An 18,655-nucleotide genomic window follows, 5' to 3' on the forward strand; every position below is an offset into this window, starting at 1 on the left:
CCGAATTCCTCATTTCCTGTGGTTTTCACTATATAATCCCTGTTCCCGAATATAGGCTTCCACTGCTTCCGGCACATAATAGCGGATGCTCCTCCCGCTGCGCACCCGTTCCCGAAGCATATTGGAGGAAATATCAATATTAGGTGTTTCCAAAGGCTCAATCACAGCGCCATAATCCCGTTTTAAACGTTCCATATGCTCCCCTAAGACCTCAATCTCCATCCGGTCTCTTGCAGCTGCCAGAATCCGGCAGCATCTGCAGATCCGTCCCGGTTCCATCCAGGTATGGAACAAAACCAAAGAATCCGCCCCCAGAATAAAGTAAAAATCTGTATCCGGATGCTTCTTCGTGAGAAATTCCAGTGTCTCATAAGTATAATGGTAATCCTGGGGCGTCTTTTCAAAATCAGACACCTTAAGATGCGGATTGCCGGCAGATGCCAGCTCCGCCATATGGGTGCGCTGCTCCATGGTTGCATGTACCTGTCCCGGTTTGTGGGGCGGATTGCCATTGGGCATGATAAGAACATAATCAAGGCCAAAGGACGCAAAGGCTTCTTCTGCCAGAATCAGATGGCCTGTGTGAATGGGATCAAAGGTTCCTCCCAGAATGCCTACCTTTTTTCTTTTCCCCCCATTATCGGGGCAGTTCAATCCGCTTTTTGTCATCCTTGCCCTCTTTGTAGAGTACGATTTTTTTTCCGATTACCTGTACAACCTGTGAATGGGTGCGTTCCGCCAGCGTCTGGGCAATGACCCTGGGATCATCCACACAGTTTTGCAGAACGCTTATTTTAATCAGTTCCCGTGCAGCCAAAGCCTCGCTGATGGCAGCGCAAAGCTCCGGCGTTACAGAAGCCTTGCCTATCTGAAAAATGGGATCCATAGTCATAGCCAGGCTTTTTAAATAGGCTCGTTGTTTGCTTGTCATTTCAAAAATCCTCCTACCGGAAATATTCAAAGGCCAGTCCGTACATTTTTACCGTATCGCCTTCCTGAATTCCGGCTTCCTCTAAGTCCTTCAAAATCCCCGTATCCTTCAGAAAATTCTGGAAGAATACGAAGCCCTTCTCTGAATCCAAATTGGTATAGCCCAGCATCTTTTCAATCCGGGGTCCTTCCACAATAAAGACGCCCTCTTCCTCTGCGGACTTCTCCACCGTGTAAGGAAGCTGTTCGTCCACATGCATTTCCTCCGGAAAAAATTCCTGTTCAAATACAATAGGCTTCTGCTCCGTACCATCAAGAAGCTCCTTTGTATAATACAATAGCTCCTTAAGACCTGTTCCCGCCGCCGCAGAGATAGGCACAACCCGGATACCCTTCGGCTCAAATTCTTCCTTCAGACGCTCAATAGGATTGGTTTCCCCGTCATCGTAAATTGCATCAATCTTATTGGCTGCAATCACCTGCGGTCTTAATGCAATCTCCTCATTGTATGCCTTTAGTTCCCGGTTAATGGCATACACATCAGCCACCGGATCCCGCCCTTCCGTAGAAGCCGCATCTACCAGATGAATGATCACCCGGGTGCGCTCAATATGCCGCAGGAACTCATGTCCCAGTCCCACACCCTCGGAAGCGCCCTCAATAAGTCCCGGAATATCTGCAATCACAAAGCCGCCTCCGTCCAAATCCACTACACCCAGATTGGGGTTTAAAGTGGTAAAGTGATAGTTGGCAATTTTAGGCTGTGCATTGGTAACACGAGAAAGCAGTGTGGACTTCCCTACGTTGGGGAATCCCACCAATCCCACATCTGCAATGACCTTGAGCTCCAGCAGCACCTCCAGTTCCTGGGCCGGCTGACCCGGTCTGGCATACTTGGGCACCTGCATGGTAGAAGTGGCAAAATGCTGATTGCCTGCCCCTCCAAGGCCGCCCTTTAGGATTACCTGACGGGTATTTCCCCCAGACATATCCGCAATGACCTTCCCGCTTTCCGCTTCCTTGATCACGGTTCCTTCCGGAACTTTCATTATAATATCACTGCCATTCTTTCCATGACAGCGCCGTTTTCCGCCCTCTTCTCCGTCCTCAGCCTTATACTTCCGCTTATGACGGTAATCGTAAAGAGTGTTCAGGCCCTCATCTACCTGAAAGATCACGTCTCCGCCTTTTCCGCCGTCGCCGCCGTCAGGTCCGCCGTTGGGAACATACAGCTCCCGCCGAAAGCTCACATGCCCGTCGCCGCCCTTTCCGGAACGGATCCAAATCTTTGCTCTATCTGCAAACATAGAGTTAACCTTTCTTCATAAAAACAAATATTGCACAGGGAAGCTTCATAAGAAATCTTCTCATATGCCATATTAGTAAAAGAGACTTCAAATCTACCGACTTGAAGCCTCATCACACTTATTCTGCTGCTACCGGAACGATAGAAACCTGTTTCTTATCTCTTCCTTTTCTTTCAAAACGAACAATACCGTCTGTCAAAGCAAACAATGTATCGTCTCCTCCCCGGCCTACATTTACACCAGGGTGAATCTTGGTTCCGCGTTGTCTGTAAAGAATGTTACCAGCCTTTACGAACTGTCCGTCTGCTCTCTTTGCGCCTAACCGCTTTGACTCGGAATCTCTTCCGTTCTTGGTAGAACCAACACCCTTCTTATGTGCGAACAATTGAAGGTTCATCTGCAACATAGTCTTACACCTCCTTAAAGATCAATCTGATATATTGCTTTCCATAGTTATTCTGAATGTCTGTTAAGCCAAGCACCATGGAATCCATCAAAAGCGCCGCCTGCGAAGACAGGGGGCCTTCAAACTGGCAGATAAGAAATCCGTTCTTCTCTTCTGCCGAAAGTCTGTCCTCGGTAAATGTCTCAATAGAATTTACCGTATTCACCGTCAGAGCGCTGACTGCTGCACAGATGATATCAAACCCTTTCTGGGCATAGCCTGCATGTCCCTCCACGGAAAACCGATTATACTGACTGGAATCCTTATATATGGTTACTGTAATCATAACAACTTATTCTGCGGCTTCAGTCTCAGCTTCTGCAACAGCCTTCTTTGCACGCGGCTTCCTCACAGAGATCTTCTCAATCTTCAATTCTGTGTACTGCTGTCTGTGGCCGTTCTTTTTGTGATATCCGCTTTTTCTCTTGTACTTGTAAACGATGACCTTCTTGCCTTTTCCGTCACCGACTACAGATGCGGTAACAGTTGCTCCCGTCACAGTGGGGGTTCCAACTGTCATAGTGTCTCCGCCCACTGCCAGAACCTGATCAAACTTATAAGTCGAACCAGCCTCCACGCCGAGCTTTTCCACTCTGATAACGTCGCCCTCAGATACTTTGTACTGTTTACCACCTGTTGCAATAATTGCGTACATATGGCACCTCCTATTATCATTACTCGCCAGCTTCGGTGATATGCTTTTCTTTTGCATAAAAAAGCACATACTTTTACCCCACTGTGCGGCATCCGTATCAGGATAGCATGGATGGATGAAATTGTCAAGATTTTTTTCAATTTAGTATCGTTAAAAAGGTTCCCAATGAAAAATCATTGGAACCCTTTTTTCTTAGAGACTGTTAAAGTATCAATCCTTTACAGCTCTTCCACAATCTTCACACCGGCACTGACACCAAGCCGGCTCGCCCCTGCTTCAATCATGTCCAATGCATCCTCCAGGGTCCTTATACCTCCGGAAGCCTTTACACCCATGTCCTCACCTACTGTCCGTCTCATCAGCGCCACATCCGCAGCCGTAGCTCCGCCGACAGAAAAACCTGTAGAAGTTTTAACAAAATCAGCTCCCGTTTCTTTGGATATTTCACAGGCTTTTACTTTCTCTTTATCTGTCAAAAGGCAGGTTTCAAGAATTACCTTTAGCTTTGCGCTGCCTTTAGCTGCATTTACAGCTGCGATATCCTCCTTTACGGCATCCCAATCGCCACTCTTAACCGCTCCTATATTAAGAACCATATCAATTTCTTTTGCGCCTGCGGCAACCGCATCCCTTGTCTCACGAACCTTTGCGGAGGTCAACATTGCTCCCAAAGGGAAGCCAACAACACAGCAGGGTGAAATATCCGTCCCTTTCAGTTCCTTTGCAGCAAGTGCAATCCAATAAGAATTCACGCAGACAGATGCAAAATGATATTGTTTTGCCTCCCGGCAAATTTCAAGAATCTGCTCCTTTGACGCATTTGCCTTTAAAAGTGTGTGATCCATATATGCTGCAAGGGATTCCTTTGTAAATGATGTTTTGTCCATGTGATTTTTTTCTCCTTTTTAAGTTGCTACGCAATGGTACTAAAGGGTAAAGTTACTTCAGCGCACACCTATGAGAGAAACTTTCATTCGAAAGTGCACTCATGAAAATTCCTCTCGTGCGCTTTCGCAACTTTACCGTCCGGCAGAAAGTATTTCTTTTAAACACTTGACGTTTCTTAGCCGGACTTCTATTATTTAACAAATTCCTCATAAAGCTCCTGGGAGGAATTCATATTCACACAGCTTTGAATCCTGCTGTCATCATTCAAAAGCTCCGCTAATTGGGCCAGCACATCCAGGTGGCTGTTGGAATCCTCGGCCGCCAAAGCAATAATCAGCCGAACCGTATCCTTCTTGTTGGGGAAGGATATGGGATGGCGAAACAGCGTAAGGGCCAGCTGCTTCTTAATCACGCCGTCCTCCGGCCTGGAATGGGCAAGGGCCACATCCGGACACAATACATAGTAAGCACCATGCTTTTTTGTTGTGTCGATAATGGTCCTGGGATACTGCTCGGTAATATATCCCTGCTCCAGAAGGGTCTGCATGGAGATATAAATAGCTTTTTCCCAGTCACAGTCTTCCTCAATAATACGAACGTTTTCGAGCTTTAACATTTCAGTTATCATATCAATACGTCCCATCTAGCTGTTTAAATAAGCCTTAATTTTCGTTTCTACTTCTTCGTAATCCGTCAGATGCTCCAAGGGAATCGCATCCCCTGCACGAGAACACTCTTCATAGATATCCGCAGAGCAGACAAAGAGATCCGCCGCACCGGGAACCGCATCATAGGTTCCGGCATGATCTACCAGTACATCCTCCATGCCAAGGCTCTCCATTACCTTCTTTACATTCATAGCTACCAGGAAAGAGGAACCCATTCCGGTCATACAGCAGCATAAGATTCGATTGATTTCTTTCATTATATAACTCCTTTCCGTCCGCAGCATGCGGACATTTCATTTAAGCTTCCTCAGTAAAGCCAGGTTTGTTCTTAGTAAGTACACTGTAGATAATTGGCGCAAGGAATACCAGGACAGACACAGCCAGGAATCCGGTACTTCCTATGGTGCCGCCGATCTGTGTATTAAACATACCAACTACCGTAGCGTCCGCACCGCCAAAGGTAGTTCCCTCTACATTTACACCGCCAAACTTAATAAGCAGAGCCGGGAACAGGGCAATGATAAATCCTGTAAGCAGAGAGCTGATGATTACACCTCTAAGTCCGCCTTCCTTATTGGCTACACAGCCTACGGTTGCACCATAGAAGAACGCCGTGAACAGAGACGGAAGAATCAGCGGAAGCTCCAGGGCTGTTCCGGCCAACGCCAACTGAAGGAAGAATGCCAGCACGCCGCCGATAGCCGCACACAAAAAGCCGATCAATACGGAGTTGGGCTGGTAGGGATACAGAATCGGAATATCCAGAGCAGGAACCGCATTTTTGATAAACTTCTCCGCAACACCTTTGAAAGCGGGAACAAGTTCCGCTACAATCATACGCACACCGGATTGGATAACGTAGATAGATACCGCAAACTGTACACCATAAGTAATAGAGAAAATGATAAAATTGGTTCCTCCAAAGGTTGCCGCTGCCAGCTCCGGCTGCTGAACCATACAGAGAACGGAAATTAAAATGTAAACCAGTGTCATTGCCAGAGAAAGTGAAATAGTCAGGTCACGAAGCACGTTCAGAGACTTGGACATATTAATCTTCTCTGCGTCTTTGTCTTTATTGCCGGTAACCTTTGCAATCAATCCGCCAATCCAATAATATACAATTCCTGAGTGACCAACGGCCAGATCCTTTACACCTGTAACCTTACATACGGATTTGTAAATCAGGGCCGGGAACACCGCCATATAAGTTCCGGTGATCAGGCCGCCGCAGATAAGCACCTGCCAGATGGGGAATCCAAGAGCGCCCAAAGAAATGGCACATACGGTAGAAATCCACATAATTTCATGACCGGTCAGATAGATAAATTTGAATTTGGAAAATCGGGCTAATACAAGGTTTACTACTAATGCGATTGCCATAATGCCGGACAGGGCCGTTCCGAACTGTGCGGAAGCCACGGCGAAGCAAGACTCATTTACAGGAAGGGTACCGGTAAATCCGAAGATTCCCTGCATCATGTCACTCATTGGAGTAACAGCACCGATAACAATGGTGGAACCGCAACTGATAAGTGTAAATCCTACAATTGTCTTAACGGTGCCACGAAGCAGGTCATTCCATTTTTTCTTCTGAATAAGCAAACCAATGAGCACAATCAATGCAATCAGAATGGTGGGATTTGAAATAAACTGTACAATAAATCCCAAAATTGCCTCAATAACAAACATAACTTTCTCTCCTTTTCTTTTGCTGCGATCAGCCTTAAGTAAAAATAATACGCAAAACTTATAAAGGCTGAGTAAAAACAGTTACCCTTTTGATCAACAAGCTTCTTGATAAGGCAACTATACACAAAAAAACAAAAAGAAAAAAGCCCAACTTTATTCACAATTTACAGTGCAGAAAAATGTACCCAACTTAGATATTCGTGAATTTGCTTAAAGTAAAAAGAACATCCTCCTCACACTCTGCCGCCAGAAGCTCCCTTTGCATAGAGGGATTTCCACTCAACTCCATAATATCCTGCAAAATATGTAAATGATCCTGGTTGTTAGGCGTTGCCAAGACAAAAAGAAAATGAATGGAAGACTTTCCCATAATATTCAGGCCTTCCTGAAAAATGGTAAGTGTCATTCCAAGGGCATCCACACCATTCTCCGCATGGGCATGAGCAATGGCCATCTCATCATTGATGACAAACCAAGGGCCATTATCATGAGCCATAGAGATCATGGCATCAATATAGTCTTCTCGGATGCATTCCTGCTCAAGAAGAGGAAGGGCCGCATCTCTTACCGCCCTTTCCCAATTTCCATAAGTATGTGATGCAATCATAACCCCGCATTTAGCAAGAATATCATGAAGCGTCATATATTTTTGCTCGGGAATAGTAACAAGGGCGCCGCCGGAATTCAAATAGCTGCTCAAATCCTGGCATATTATTTGATAGGTTTCCTCGTCCACATGACTGCGCACAATCTTTAGCAATGCCTTAACCTGTTGATTATCAGATTTTGAACTGATATTCAGCAGCATCATCATAGATACAATGCTTGCCTTATCTTCCTGAGTCAAAATAGGATGGACAAGAATCAGAGGGAAAATACAATCAAAATGGACAGTGGAGATCACAAAATCAATCTGCTTAGCAGCAGTGTATTTGCTGATATCCTGAGGACGTACCATATCAACTACTTCAATGTTATCAAACTGCTGCTCAATTTCACTTTTCAACAGCAAAGAACTTGTAGTAATATTCGGACAGGTAATAAGTACCCTTGCCTTGGATGTCTCCTTTTTGACTTTATGCATATAAACACCAAAATGAATGGTCAAATAAGAAATTTCATTTTCATCCAAAAGATAGGGCAGTTCTTCTTTTAAAACCTCACAGCTTACCTTTGTCATCCGATAGAGCTCCCCATAATCCTCTTGTATTTCTTTGAAGAGAGGGTTATTGTTCGGCACCAGATAGCAATAATTAAAATAAGAAAGCTTCATATGAAGATAAAGGGATGCCGTCAATTCATCCCGGCGTTCAAAATCTACACAAGCAACCCGTTCAAAGGTCTTTACCAGCTTTTCCGCACAATCTTGAAGTTTGAGTTCTTCTTTGGGATTTTCATGCATGTAAAGCCGATTATTCCCATAACCCAACAGGCAAATGGCAAGGTATAACTTTTCATGCATTTTAATTTCCTGAAAAAAATGATCCACCAGTTGAAATTCCCGGGTTCCTCTTACATATTCAATATCTAAAAGCTGAATCTGATAAACTGCAGGTGTATTTTGTACCACCAAAATCAAATAAACCAGTTCAAGCATATTCTCTTCTTCCAAATTAAGATTCAATTCTTTTGTAATCTCTTTCAAAATATGCAGATAAGAATCCACAATCCCTGTTTCAAACAGATTTAACTCCGATGAACCAAGCAAATCCAGAATCTCCGTAACATAAAGTAAAAAGACGGAGCGCTGACGGAACACATCGCCATTTACATGATACCCTTTCTTTTTTGTATTTACTAAAGAAAGCTGATAACCGGATAAAATCTTTTTTGCTTCGGCCAGATCATAGAGAACGGCATTTCTGGACACACCGAACTCTGCAATCAGCGACTCAAGACGCACCTCTTTTTGAGAACAGATAGAAGCACAAATAATATAAGCAATGCGATGACTTTTTTCAAAGGAACGTCCGGCTGTTCTTAGATATTCTTTCAGTAATTGTTTCTGTTTTGGCGTAAGCAGATACATACCGTCTTCTTTGTCCGGAGAACCGGCTTTCAAAAGCTTCAAAAGATGCCGGATATGGTTTAAATCATAATATACGCTGCGCTTTGAAGTTCCGGACCCATGAATAATTTGTTCAATATTCGAAGAACTTGTTTCCTCCAAAAGAAATTTTAATACCTTCCGTGTGCTTTTTGTTAATGATACTTCAAATTGATTCACTCTTCTACCTGCTCTTTCAGTGTCTTGCGTACCTTTTTACGGGTAAGCTCCACAAGTCCTAAAGGCGTCATATCAACCAAAACGGTTTTTATGGGATCCTTTTTTATCTCATTGTCCAAAAACTCCATCAGCTTTTTGCGATCCTCATCTTCTTCCATATCAATAAAATCTACAACAATAATCCCTGACAGATTCCGTAACCGCAGCTGCCTTGCAATCTCTCCTGCCGCTTCCATATTAATTCGAAGAAAGGTATCTCGAATTTTTTTATGCCCATCATATTTCCCGGTATTTACATCAATTACAGTTAAAGCCTCTGTGGGCTGAATAACCAGATAAGCACCGGATTTCAGCCAAACCCGTTCCTGAAGGGCAGACTTAAAAGCTGTGGTGATTCCATATAAACGATTCAGAGAGGGACGCTCCTCCTGGTAAAAATGAAGCTTCTCCTGATCCTCCGGCTGATATTCCGAAAGATACAGGGAAAGGGTTTCATAAATCTTCCAATCATCCGTTACAATCTCCAGCAATTGTTCCTTATGAATATTACGAATTGCTGCGGCATAGGCGGGAGGTTCCTGATAAACTTGTGAGAAACAGCTTTGATGCTTTCCCATGGTTAAAACTCTATGGCAGCTTTTGCTTAGACGCTCAAATTCTTCCTCAAGCACTTCTTTTGAAGCCCGGGCCGCATTGGTTCTCACGATGACACCGAATTCTCCGGTAAGAAAAGGCTCCGCAATCTTCCGAAGACGCTCCTTTTCCTCCAAAGAAAGCTTTGAGGAAAGACCAAGCTGCTTTTTTCCTGTGGTAAGCACCAGATACTTTCCCGGAAAATTGAGATTGCAGGTCACGGTAGGCGCTTTGGTTTTCACCGCTTCTCTGCTTACCTGCACCAGAAGCTCATCTCCGGGAGACAGCTTACTCCCTTTTTTCTCTTTAATATAGATAGGTTCTTCCTTTTCCCGAAGAGAATAATAGCAGAGAATACCGCCCTCAATCTCAATAAAAGCCGCTTCAATATTCTTCACAATATTTTTTACCTTGCCAATGTAGATACTCCCAAGAAGCTGTTCTTCATCCATTCCAAAGCAGGATAATTCCGTTGCTTTTCCGTCTTCGTAAAAGGCAGAAAGAACCTTTCCCCTATCCTGTTCTTTCTGCCTCGTAATAATGAGTTTTCCGTTTTTTTCCATTACATTGCTCCATAGATGTCAAAATCTGAATCCAAACAATTCATGTTACTTCATATCTTCTCCCAGAGATTCCAAAGCTACCAACTGCCGTTTCTCTTCCGTCCCCATGTCCGCATAAACCTCCAGACGGTGTATCAGAAAAGCGAACTCCGGAAATTCCAGCCCGGCCCAGGAAGCAAAAGCCTCCATCACAAGCTCCGGCTTCACATTCCGGGCACTTCCCGTTGCCACCTGCATGAAGATACAGTCCTCACGCCGTTCTATCCTATAGATCAGGGGACGGATATCCACCTCCCGCTCACCCTTTTTCGTTTTTTTCACTACCGGCACTGTCTCTAAAGCGCAAAAGCCATCAAATGTCTCCTGCCACCCCTCCTTTGGAGCGCATCCCTCCCGGAAGCGAATCTCATAGTCTGCCGCCGCCGTAAGGGCCATGGCATTGGATGCCTTTCCATCGGGAATCTTCCGGAAGGAAACTACCTGGACCCCCTCTGTCATCACATCATTCAGCCGACGGATGGCCTCTTCGGAAGCTAAAGCCTGTCCAACCTCAATATCCAGATATTCCCCGTCGCTGGTAAGTCCCACCCCCAGAGGCGAAGCAAAAGACATAATCATATGGGGGCTGAAGCCTTCGGAATAGCAGATATCGATTCCCGCCCTGCGGATAGCCTTCTGGAAATAGCGCATCATATCCAGATGGCCGATAAATTTCATTACCCCATACTTGCGGAATTTTACCCGGATTTTCATAACCCTTTTATCCTCGTTTCTTTCTATACATTCTAACCCGAATAAGCCGGAAAATTTCATGTTCCCTAATTCAGAAGCTTACTCTTTTTCTGCCTTATCCTGACTCATGGTACCCTGTAAAAAACAGATTCCGCTTCCATAGCGTCCTGCACCACACCCCTGGCACTGCTGCTTACAATTAGGCGTAACCGTCTCATTCATTGCCCGTTCCCACTCCCCATACAGGAACTTCTTTGTAACACCGCTGTCAATAAAGTCCCAGGGGAAGATCTCATCCTGCTTCCGATTTCGTGTGGTATAGAACAGCAGATCCGTCTCTGTCTCCTCAAAGGCTTCCATCCACCGTTCATTGTGAAAACATTCCGTCCAGGAATCAAAGAGGCATCCCTTATCATAAGCTCGAAGGAGCAGCTTAGAAAGCCGTCTGTCTCCTCTTGCGAATACACCCTCCAGCACAGTCACATCCGCCTCATGCCAATTGTACTTAATACTCTTGCGGTTTAACTGAGCCTTAATTTCCATATTTACCCTGTGGGCTTTCTCAAGAAATTCTTCTCTTGTACACATTCTTGCCCACTGAAAAGGCGTAAAGGGCTTTGGCACAAAAAAGGAAGTGCTGACGGTAATCTGGCATTTTCCGTTTCTCTGCTCCTTGGGAATCTCATAATAACGCTTCGCAATTCTTTCCGCCAGCCACGCAATACTTTTCTGATCTTCCTCTGTCTCCGTAGGAAGACCCAGCATAAAATAAAGCTTCACCTTATTCCAGCCGCCCTCAAAGGCAGCTCCCGCTCCCTCTAAAATCACTTCCTCGGTGAGCCCTTTGTTAATCACATCACGAAGGCGCTGGGAACCGGCCTCCGGCGCAAAGGTCAGGCTGCTTTTGCGGATATCCTGAACCTTGCTCATCACATCCAGGGAAAAGGCATCAATCCGCAGGGAGGGCAGAGAAATATTGACTCCCTGATTTCCAAAGGTCTCCAGCAAAAAAGTTACCAGCTCCGGGAGCTTTGAGTAATCGCTGGAACTTAGAGAACTTAAGGAAATCTCCTCATGTCCGGTAGCTTTAAGCATCTTTTGGGCCGAAGTCTTCAGCATCTCAAGATCCCGCTCCCTTGTGGGACGATAGAGCATTCCGGCCTGACAGAACCGGCAACCCCGGATACAGCCCCTTTGTATCTCCAGAACTACCCGATCCTGCGTAACCTTAATAAAGGGAACTAAGGGCTTTTGAGGATAAAAAGTATTGGTCAAATCAGACACTGCCTGACGCTGCACCTTGGCCGGCACGCAAGGATCCGTCGGCTCCATACAAGCAATAGTTCCGTCGGAATGATACGTTACTTTATAAAGAGAAGGAACATAGATGCCGGGAATCTGAGCTACTTTTTGAAGAAACTCCTGCCTGCTCTCCCCTGCCTTTTTATGTGCCTTATAAGCATCAAGCAAGGCATAATAGGAGGTTTCTCCCTCTCCAATATAAAACAGATCAAAAAAATCAGCCAACGGTTCCGGATTACAGGCACAGGGACCGCCTCCGATAACGATTGGATCTGCTTCCCCACGCTTGTCCGCAAACAAAGGAATCCCACTCAAATCCAGAATCTGCAGTACATTGGTATAGCACATTTCGTATTGAAGCGTAATGCCCAGAAAATCAAAGTCCCTGATGGGATCCTGAGATTCCAATGCAAAGAGCGGAATCTTTTTTTCACGCATAACTTGATCCAGATCCACCCAGGGAGAGTAGACACGCTCGCACCATACATCCTCCCTCTGGTTAAACATATCATAGAGAATCTGAATCCCCAGATGGGACATGCCAATCTCATACACATCCGGAAAGCACATGCAGAACCGGACATCAACCCTGGACTTATCTTTCTGCACTGCATTGATCTCATTGCCGATATACCGGGCCGGCTTTTCTATTTTTAATAATATGGTATCATCAAGAGCCAATTTCTTCATACATATTCATCCTTCATCATTCCTTAGAAAAAAGACTGCTGCAAACGCCTGTGAACTTTTGCAACAGCCCCTTCCTTTCATTCAGTATAAAAGGCTTTTTCAAAAAAGTCAATGTAATTGAAGCATCTAGGGCAATACCACCCGATCCGGAACCAGATTCGGAATGCCCACATGCCAGAAAGCAAACAGGGACAAAAGACAGGTGCACACCAGTATCCCCTGAATCACCTTGTCCTTCTGAGGCTGCCTTGTCCGAGCCGTCAGATAAGAGATAAAAAACAGGATCGGAAGCAGATAACGTCCCTGTGGCTGAAAATCGATAAACCAGGAGTTAAAAACAATCAGTGCATACTGGAGGAAGCAGCAGAATGCGACAGCTCCATACTCCCACCATTTCTGCCGGTTCTTCATACGGATAAACTGCCATGTAATCCGCCCCAGGAAAGCCAGATACAAAAGTCCCATAACAAGATAATACCAGCCTCTCTCCCCAAAAGCATAAGTCCCAAAAAAGCCTGCAAAAGTCCGAAAAAGGTTCTGGTGGAACTCATATTCCGTCAAAAGCTCTCCCAGGGTAATGCCCTTTCCAAAAAAGCTCATGGAATACGCCTGCTCTATAGGCGGCGTGGAGGGCTTGTAGCCATAATCTGCCCGAAGCTCCGTTACCTCAATCACAGCCCCAAGCTTATTAAAGCCATAATAAGGATAATCCGTGATCATATAACGCACTACGAAAATTCCCAAAGTCAGCCCTGCAAGAATCAAATATTTGCGCAGCAAAGCCCCTCTCTTCCGCTTTTCCTGGTGCAGCATCCCAATCAGCAAAATCAAAAACAGGAAAACCAAAATGGGATAAAAGGTTGCCTTAGCCCACAAAAGATGCACAAACAAAATACTCAAAAGCCCATAATAGAGAAGATGCCGTCTCCTGTAATTCTCCCGAAGAAGCCGGTTCAGCATACTATTCTCCTCCAAAAGCTCGTAAAGGCTTAAAAACCCCACAAAAAAGTCCAATGCATCCGAAGTGGAATAACTGAAAATATACCATACCTGAGGGGTCAGAAGAAGCACCAGCAAAAGAGCGTAATGCTTCCGGATATTTTTCAGCGCAATCCCTGCCATGACAGAAAAAAGAATCAGACTGAACAGGCGCATCTGAACGGCCGGATCCTGAAAAAACTGCCCCAGCTTCCCTGCATAAAAATAAAATAAATTCCATTCAAAATGCCGGGACGTTCCGTATACCGGAAAACTGTCCGTAATAATATCGCTGCGGATATCCGGCGGCATAAAATGAGTAAAATAATAAGTAACTGCCGCTTTCACATCATATTCATCTGGATTCAGCCAGAAAGGGCTTCGAAGCCCCGTATAAACGCACATAAAAACTGCGCCAAGCAGCCCTGCCGCAAACAGAAAGCTGGCCCGCCGCTCCAGAAGGGAAGCCGTCTGCTGCTCTCTGTACAGCCAGCGGCACAGAAGGAACAAAAACACCCATATACCAAGGGAGCCGAAAAATCCCGCCAAAAATACGGGAAGCCGGAACTGTCGATACAAAGCACAGAAGCTATCCGAAGGAAGAAGCTGGGGATCCTCTCCCGTAACTTCAAAAGAAAAACCCGCATCTTCTGTAAACTGCACATGTTCATTCCCAGTAAAGCAGCTTTTAAGCTCCTCTCCCTCAAGAGCAATCGTCACAAAACCATTCTGCCGCACAGTCAGGCTCTCTATCACCAAAGGACTCACATCATATGCCCCGTCCAGCGGATCAATCCGCTTCAGGGAACAGTGGGAACCATACTGGATATCCCAAAAGGAAATCCGTGCCGTTCCGCTGTTAATCACCCTGCTTTTTGCATCCTCCGGCCGCACATGCTGCCTTGGTCCTGCATAAACAGTAGTAATATACTCCCCACTGGGATCTTCTGCAAAATTTATCGTTATAGTTGTGTAGACCGGCGTAACTAACATGCACGCCAGCAGCCAGACAAACAGGGCGCAGCCCAAAAGCAATTTTACCCGCCTGCCCTGAATTAAGGGCATTTTTTTCATAAATCCCTCCATAATTACAAAAATCCCTTTCACAGATAGCAATTGCTGCTATTGTACCTGATTTCCCTTCCATCTGTCAACGGCTCACAAAAACAATCTGAACCAGGAACATATAACACAGAGTTCCTGCGGCAATACTCAGCAGCACATTGCGCCGCCAGATATGCAGGAGAGCTGTCAAAAGGACAGCGAGAAATTCCGGCAGTCCATGATCCGCAGAAAAAACATCTGCACCCTTCAGGCAATAAACTACCAGCGCAGCCATAATGGAAGGCGGAAGAATCCTTCCCAAATAGTGTACCTTCTCCGGCACCTGACGCTTCCCGCCAAAAAGCACAAAAGGAATCAGACGGGTAATCAGCGTACAGACCGCCGCCACCAGAATAATCAAAAGCGCCTGTGTCCTCGTCATAGCGCTGCCTCCTTTTTTTCAATGGGCCTCTCTAATGCCATCAGAAGCGTGACAGTTAGAATCAAAGACGGCAGAATAAAATTACTTCCTCCAAAAATCAGCAGACATAAAATGGAAGAACCAAGTCCAATCAAAGCCGGGAGATGGGACTTCGACCCTCTCCATTGATCCACAAAAATCGTTACAAAAAGAGCCGTCATGGCAAAATCAATCCCTGTCATATCAAAAGGCAGAATCTCACCCAGCGCAGCGCCCAGCACAGATCCTGTAACCCAATAGCACTGATCAAAAAAAGAAATCAAAAAAAGCACTCTTTTTTCCTCCATTCCCTCAGGAACCTTTGTGGAACAAAGAAGTGAATAGGTTTCATCCGTCAGGGAAAACACCATATAAGGATAGGTTTTCATGCTCCGGAACTTTTCCACAAAGCTTAAGCCGTAAAAGGCATGGCGGCTGTTAATAAGCAGTGTCATAACTGCCGCTGTCAAAAGGCTTGTCCCTCCGGAAAGGAAGCTTACCAGCACAAACTGAATAGAGCCTGCATAAATAACCGTACTGGAAAGCAGCGCCCACCAGAAGCTGTAGCCGCTCTTTTGCAAAAGCAGGCCAAATGCAAGCCCCAAAAACAGATATCCCAGAAGCACCGGAATGGTTTTTATAAATGCATAGCGTATCTCTCGTCTCATCTTCCGTCACTCTTTTTCGATATTTTCTCCTGTCAGGGGATCCGTTTCCTCCTCCGATACCCATATACTGTCCAATGCTCTGGCAAAGGTCTCCTCCAGATCAAGCTCCGCCGTCAGATCCCGCTGTACCTCCGCATAGATACGAGTACTGTCAACCTCATAGACAGAAGCCTTTGTATAATCCAAAATCACATAGCCCAGGAACAGACAAAGACAAATATAGAAACGGATACGGAAAAAGCTTACCGGCTCCTCCGGTTCCGCCATTCTGTGTCCCTGCTGTGCAAGAAGCATCTGTCGGTACTGTCCCCCCGTTTTTTGTGCTTTCGCCATAAAAATCCCTCTCAAAAGGAAGCTTACTTGATCTTATGAAAGCCTTGCCAAAAATATGAATAGGCTGTCTTCCTCCATTCAAGGGCACAGAACATGGCCAGAAACAGAAAGCCGAAATTCAGAAATATGCTTGTCCGCTCTGTAGAAACCCACACCGTAGGGGACATTCCCACACTCACCTTGGAAAGAGTAACGCTCACCAGGAGCACTAGCATATCCAAAAACTTTTCCGTCGCTCCCCACAGGAGGAACAGGGCATAAACCACACAAAAGCAGCAGATTGTATAGATAAACAGCAATAACCGGGCCTTATTCGGCAGATATCCCTGATACCAGACAACAGGCTGGTCAAACTCAAAAATATTTACAATATAATGAACCAAATCAATCCCGCAGTAAGGCTCAATTCCCTTCAGCACCAAGAGCCCCGCATTGGAGGCAAAGGGAAGCCCTGCTATCAGATACTCCCAGATTCTTCTCCTTTTGGCTGCGACCGCCAGGAACAGAACCCCTGTAAACAGGAAATATGTCCAGTTGATATCCTTATACAGGGTCAGCAAAAGGCTGTACCAGCCCAAAAGCCCTCTCTGAATAAGATTAAAATCGGCATACCCCGGAAACCACACATCAATACTGGTGTCCTTACGGATCCCATTTCCCGGACAAGTCAGAATAATATACAAATATAATAGCGAAACTCCAAGGAGAAAGCATACATACCAGTTACAGCTTCGCTTTCGGATCCATTCACAAAGAAGCATATAAAGGGACAGGCACAGCACTATAAGGCAGATCTGCTCATGATTAACGGAAAAGATTGCTGCAGGTATGGCAGCAGCATAGGCCCGCTTCCTTCCCCTCTTTGTAATTCCGGGAGCCATGGGAAGGAACACAAGGAGCAGCGCAGCCAAAGACCACCAATAATTGATGGTGGTAGTCATCCATCCGGCAGAGGACATTTCCCGAAAATCATAGGAAAGGAGAAGAAAAAGCAACAGAACCGCAAGGGGAGTCTCTATCTCCTCCTTTTTCTCAAAAACAAACCGGACGGCCAAAGCTCCAATCAGAACGGATATCAGAATATCCAAAACCATCCACAGAACTGCGGGCTGCTGCACAACCAAAATCAGCAGCGCCTCAATCACAATCCGGGATGACCAGTCGTTCCACCGCTCCCACAAAATTCCCCAAAAGGTGGTATCATTCAGGCACGCCATATAATAGGGATCGTCCCCGTCTCCAAGCTGAAGGAAAAACACATGGAACACAATCACGATAATGCCGTAAATCAAAAGCAGGCACCCTGTTCTTTTATCCTTTAAACGCTCCATTTTGCATCCTTTCCGCAGCTTCCTACCGATTAGCAAGCTCTCTTGTAATATCCTCCCAGGTCACGCCGCGCTCCACCATAAGCACCATGGCATGGTATAGAAGATCCGACATCTCGTACTTAATCTCTTCAGGATTGGGATTCTTGGCCGCAATAATAAGCTCCGCCGATTCCTCTCCAATCTTTTTCAGAATCTTGTCAATTCCCTTGTCAAAGAGATAATTGGTATAAGATCCTTCTTTGGGATGAACCTTTCGATCCCCAATCACCTGATACACATTCTCAAAAACCTTTAAAGGATTGGTGTTCTGATACTCAGTTTTGGCAATCTCATGAAAGAAGCAGGAGTGATTGCCCGTATGGCAGGCCGCCCCCGTCTGAGACACCTTCGCCAAAATGGTATCACAGTCACAGTCCACCCGAAGCTCCTTCACATACTGGAAATGGCCGCTGGTCTCACCCTTCAGCCAGAGAGCCTGACGGCTGCGGCTGAAATATGTCATTTTCCCGGTCTCAATGGTCTTATGGAAAGCCTCCTCATTCATATAAGCCACCATAAGAACCTCATCTGTCCGGTAATCCTGAACCACAACCGGAACCAGACCATCCGGGCCCAGCTTAAATTCCGGCCATTCCATATTGCAGCTTAAGGGGCGAAGCTGTTCCTTAAAGGGCTTTAGCTCATCCATGGAAATCAGCTCACTTACATACTCTTCTGCCAGTGCTGCAGGCGCACTGACCACATCAGAGCTGTCCACAGAGGCCGCAATCTTCTCTTTTCCGAAACGTTTGGATACTTCCTTCGTCAGATCAATGTTGCCCTGCTTGGCATAGTTCAAAATCACCTTGGCACAGCCTGCATAGAGAAGCTTTTTCACATCCTCCGCTCTCTCAATATGGCCGCCGGCCTTCACCGGAACCTCCGATACCCGGCAGATTTCCTTAATCATTCCAACAGCAGCCTCATGTTCTTCTTCTGTACGGGAGCAGTCAAAAACAAGAATCTCATCTGCTCCATTGTCACTGTAATGTCTTGCCAGAATAACCGGATTCTGTTCCTCTTTTTCTGACTCCCGATTCAGGCGGATCACCCCGCGATTCTTTTCCATCATT

General features: G+C 45.7%; 20 protein-coding genes. All 20 read right to left on the reverse strand.

Annotated elements, in window-relative coordinates:
- Positions 1–9: 9 nt before the first annotated feature.
- Positions 10–669 (reverse strand): nicotinate-nucleotide adenylyltransferase, encoded by a 660-nt coding sequence (gene nadD, locus VSQ61_RS06325; protein ID WP_334343601.1) that lies wholly within the window; start codon positions 667–669, stop codon positions 10–12.
- Positions 638–931: a ribosome assembly RNA-binding protein YhbY gene (gene yhbY / locus VSQ61_RS06330; protein ID WP_334343602.1), complete on the reverse strand. Its 294-nt coding sequence runs from the start codon at positions 929–931 to the stop codon at positions 638–640. Before yhbY ends, nadD begins: the two co-directional genes overlap by 32 nt.
- Before the next feature lie 13 nt (positions 932–944).
- On the reverse strand, positions 945–2,237 hold the full coding sequence (obgE, locus tag VSQ61_RS06335; protein ID WP_334343603.1) for a GTPase ObgE: 1,293 nt from the start codon (positions 2,235–2,237) through the stop codon (positions 945–947).
- A gap of 118 nt (positions 2,238–2,355) precedes the next feature.
- Positions 2,356–2,643 (reverse strand): 50S ribosomal protein L27, encoded by a 288-nt coding sequence (gene rpmA, locus VSQ61_RS06340; RefSeq protein WP_087306297.1) that lies wholly within the window; start codon positions 2,641–2,643, stop codon positions 2,356–2,358.
- Between the two features lie 4 nt (positions 2,644–2,647).
- Positions 2,648–2,968: a ribosomal-processing cysteine protease Prp gene (locus tag VSQ61_RS06345; protein ID WP_334343604.1), complete on the reverse strand. Its 321-nt coding sequence runs from the start codon at positions 2,966–2,968 to the stop codon at positions 2,648–2,650.
- 6 nt (positions 2,969–2,974) lie between these two features.
- The gene (gene rplU, locus VSQ61_RS06350; protein WP_334343605.1) at positions 2,975–3,337 is read right to left on the reverse strand and encodes a 50S ribosomal protein L21; all 363 of its coding nucleotides are present in this window, start codon (positions 3,335–3,337) and stop codon (positions 2,975–2,977) included.
- Positions 3,338–3,555: 218 nt separating this feature from the next.
- Complete coding sequence (deoC, locus tag VSQ61_RS06355) at positions 3,556–4,224, reverse strand: deoxyribose-phosphate aldolase (protein ID WP_334343606.1); 669 nt, start codon at positions 4,222–4,224, stop codon at positions 3,556–3,558.
- A 191-nt stretch (positions 4,225–4,415) separates the two neighbouring features.
- A complete protein-coding gene (locus VSQ61_RS06360; RefSeq protein ID WP_334343607.1) occupies positions 4,416–4,853 on the reverse strand; it encodes a PTS sugar transporter subunit IIA in 438 nt (145 codons plus the stop codon).
- A 15-nt stretch (positions 4,854–4,868) separates the two neighbouring features.
- Positions 4,869–5,150, reverse strand: a complete 282-nt coding sequence (locus VSQ61_RS06365) for a PTS sugar transporter subunit IIB (protein ID WP_334343608.1) — start codon at positions 5,148–5,150, stop codon at positions 4,869–4,871.
- A 40-nt stretch (positions 5,151–5,190) separates the two neighbouring features.
- Positions 5,191–6,582: a PTS ascorbate transporter subunit IIC gene (gene ulaA / locus VSQ61_RS06370; protein ID WP_334343609.1), complete on the reverse strand. Its 1,392-nt coding sequence runs from the start codon at positions 6,580–6,582 to the stop codon at positions 5,191–5,193.
- A 190-nt stretch (positions 6,583–6,772) separates the two neighbouring features.
- A complete protein-coding gene (locus VSQ61_RS06375; protein ID WP_334343610.1) occupies positions 6,773–8,809 on the reverse strand; it encodes a BglG family transcription antiterminator in 2,037 nt (678 codons plus the stop codon).
- Positions 8,806–10,005 carry a ribonuclease E/G gene (locus VSQ61_RS06380; RefSeq protein WP_334343611.1) on the reverse strand — a complete coding sequence of 400 codons (1,200 nt, stop codon included), beginning with the start codon at positions 10,003–10,005 and terminating at the stop codon, positions 8,806–8,808. Before VSQ61_RS06380 ends, VSQ61_RS06375 begins: the two co-directional genes overlap by 4 nt.
- Before the next feature lie 45 nt (positions 10,006–10,050).
- Positions 10,051–10,758 carry a TIGR03936 family radical SAM-associated protein gene (locus VSQ61_RS06385; protein WP_334343612.1) on the reverse strand — a complete coding sequence of 236 codons (708 nt, stop codon included), beginning with the start codon at positions 10,756–10,758 and terminating at the stop codon, positions 10,051–10,053.
- Positions 10,759–10,836: 78 nt separating this feature from the next.
- Positions 10,837–12,729 (reverse strand): TIGR03960 family B12-binding radical SAM protein, encoded by a 1,893-nt coding sequence (locus VSQ61_RS06390; RefSeq protein ID WP_334343613.1) that lies wholly within the window; start codon positions 12,727–12,729, stop codon positions 10,837–10,839.
- A gap of 126 nt (positions 12,730–12,855) precedes the next feature.
- Positions 12,856–14,781 (reverse strand): DUF2142 domain-containing protein, encoded by a 1,926-nt coding sequence (locus VSQ61_RS06395; protein ID WP_334343614.1) that lies wholly within the window; start codon positions 14,779–14,781, stop codon positions 12,856–12,858.
- 76 nt (positions 14,782–14,857) lie between these two features.
- Positions 14,858–15,193 (reverse strand): branched-chain amino acid transporter permease, encoded by a 336-nt coding sequence (locus VSQ61_RS06400; protein WP_334343615.1) that lies wholly within the window; start codon positions 15,191–15,193, stop codon positions 14,858–14,860.
- Complete coding sequence (locus tag VSQ61_RS06405) at positions 15,190–15,879, reverse strand: AzlC family ABC transporter permease (protein WP_334343616.1); 690 nt, start codon at positions 15,877–15,879, stop codon at positions 15,190–15,192. Before VSQ61_RS06405 ends, VSQ61_RS06400 begins: the two co-directional genes overlap by 4 nt.
- 6 nt (positions 15,880–15,885) lie before the next feature.
- Positions 15,886–16,212 (reverse strand): hypothetical protein, encoded by a 327-nt coding sequence (locus VSQ61_RS06410; protein WP_334343617.1) that lies wholly within the window; start codon positions 16,210–16,212, stop codon positions 15,886–15,888.
- Positions 16,213–16,235: 23 nt separating this feature from the next.
- The gene (locus VSQ61_RS06415; RefSeq protein WP_334343618.1) at positions 16,236–17,543 is read right to left on the reverse strand and encodes a hypothetical protein; all 1,308 of its coding nucleotides are present in this window, start codon (positions 17,541–17,543) and stop codon (positions 16,236–16,238) included.
- 22 nt (positions 17,544–17,565) lie between these two features.
- Positions 17,566–18,654, reverse strand: a complete 1,089-nt coding sequence (gene hisIE, locus VSQ61_RS06420) for a bifunctional phosphoribosyl-AMP cyclohydrolase/phosphoribosyl-ATP diphosphatase HisIE (RefSeq protein WP_334343619.1) — start codon at positions 18,652–18,654, stop codon at positions 17,566–17,568.
- Position 18,655: the final 1 nt, after the last annotated feature.

The organism is Candidatus Merdisoma sp. JLR.KK006 (assembly GCF_036941035.1).
GTDB lineage: Bacteria > Bacillota > Clostridia > Lachnospirales > Lachnospiraceae > Laedolimicola.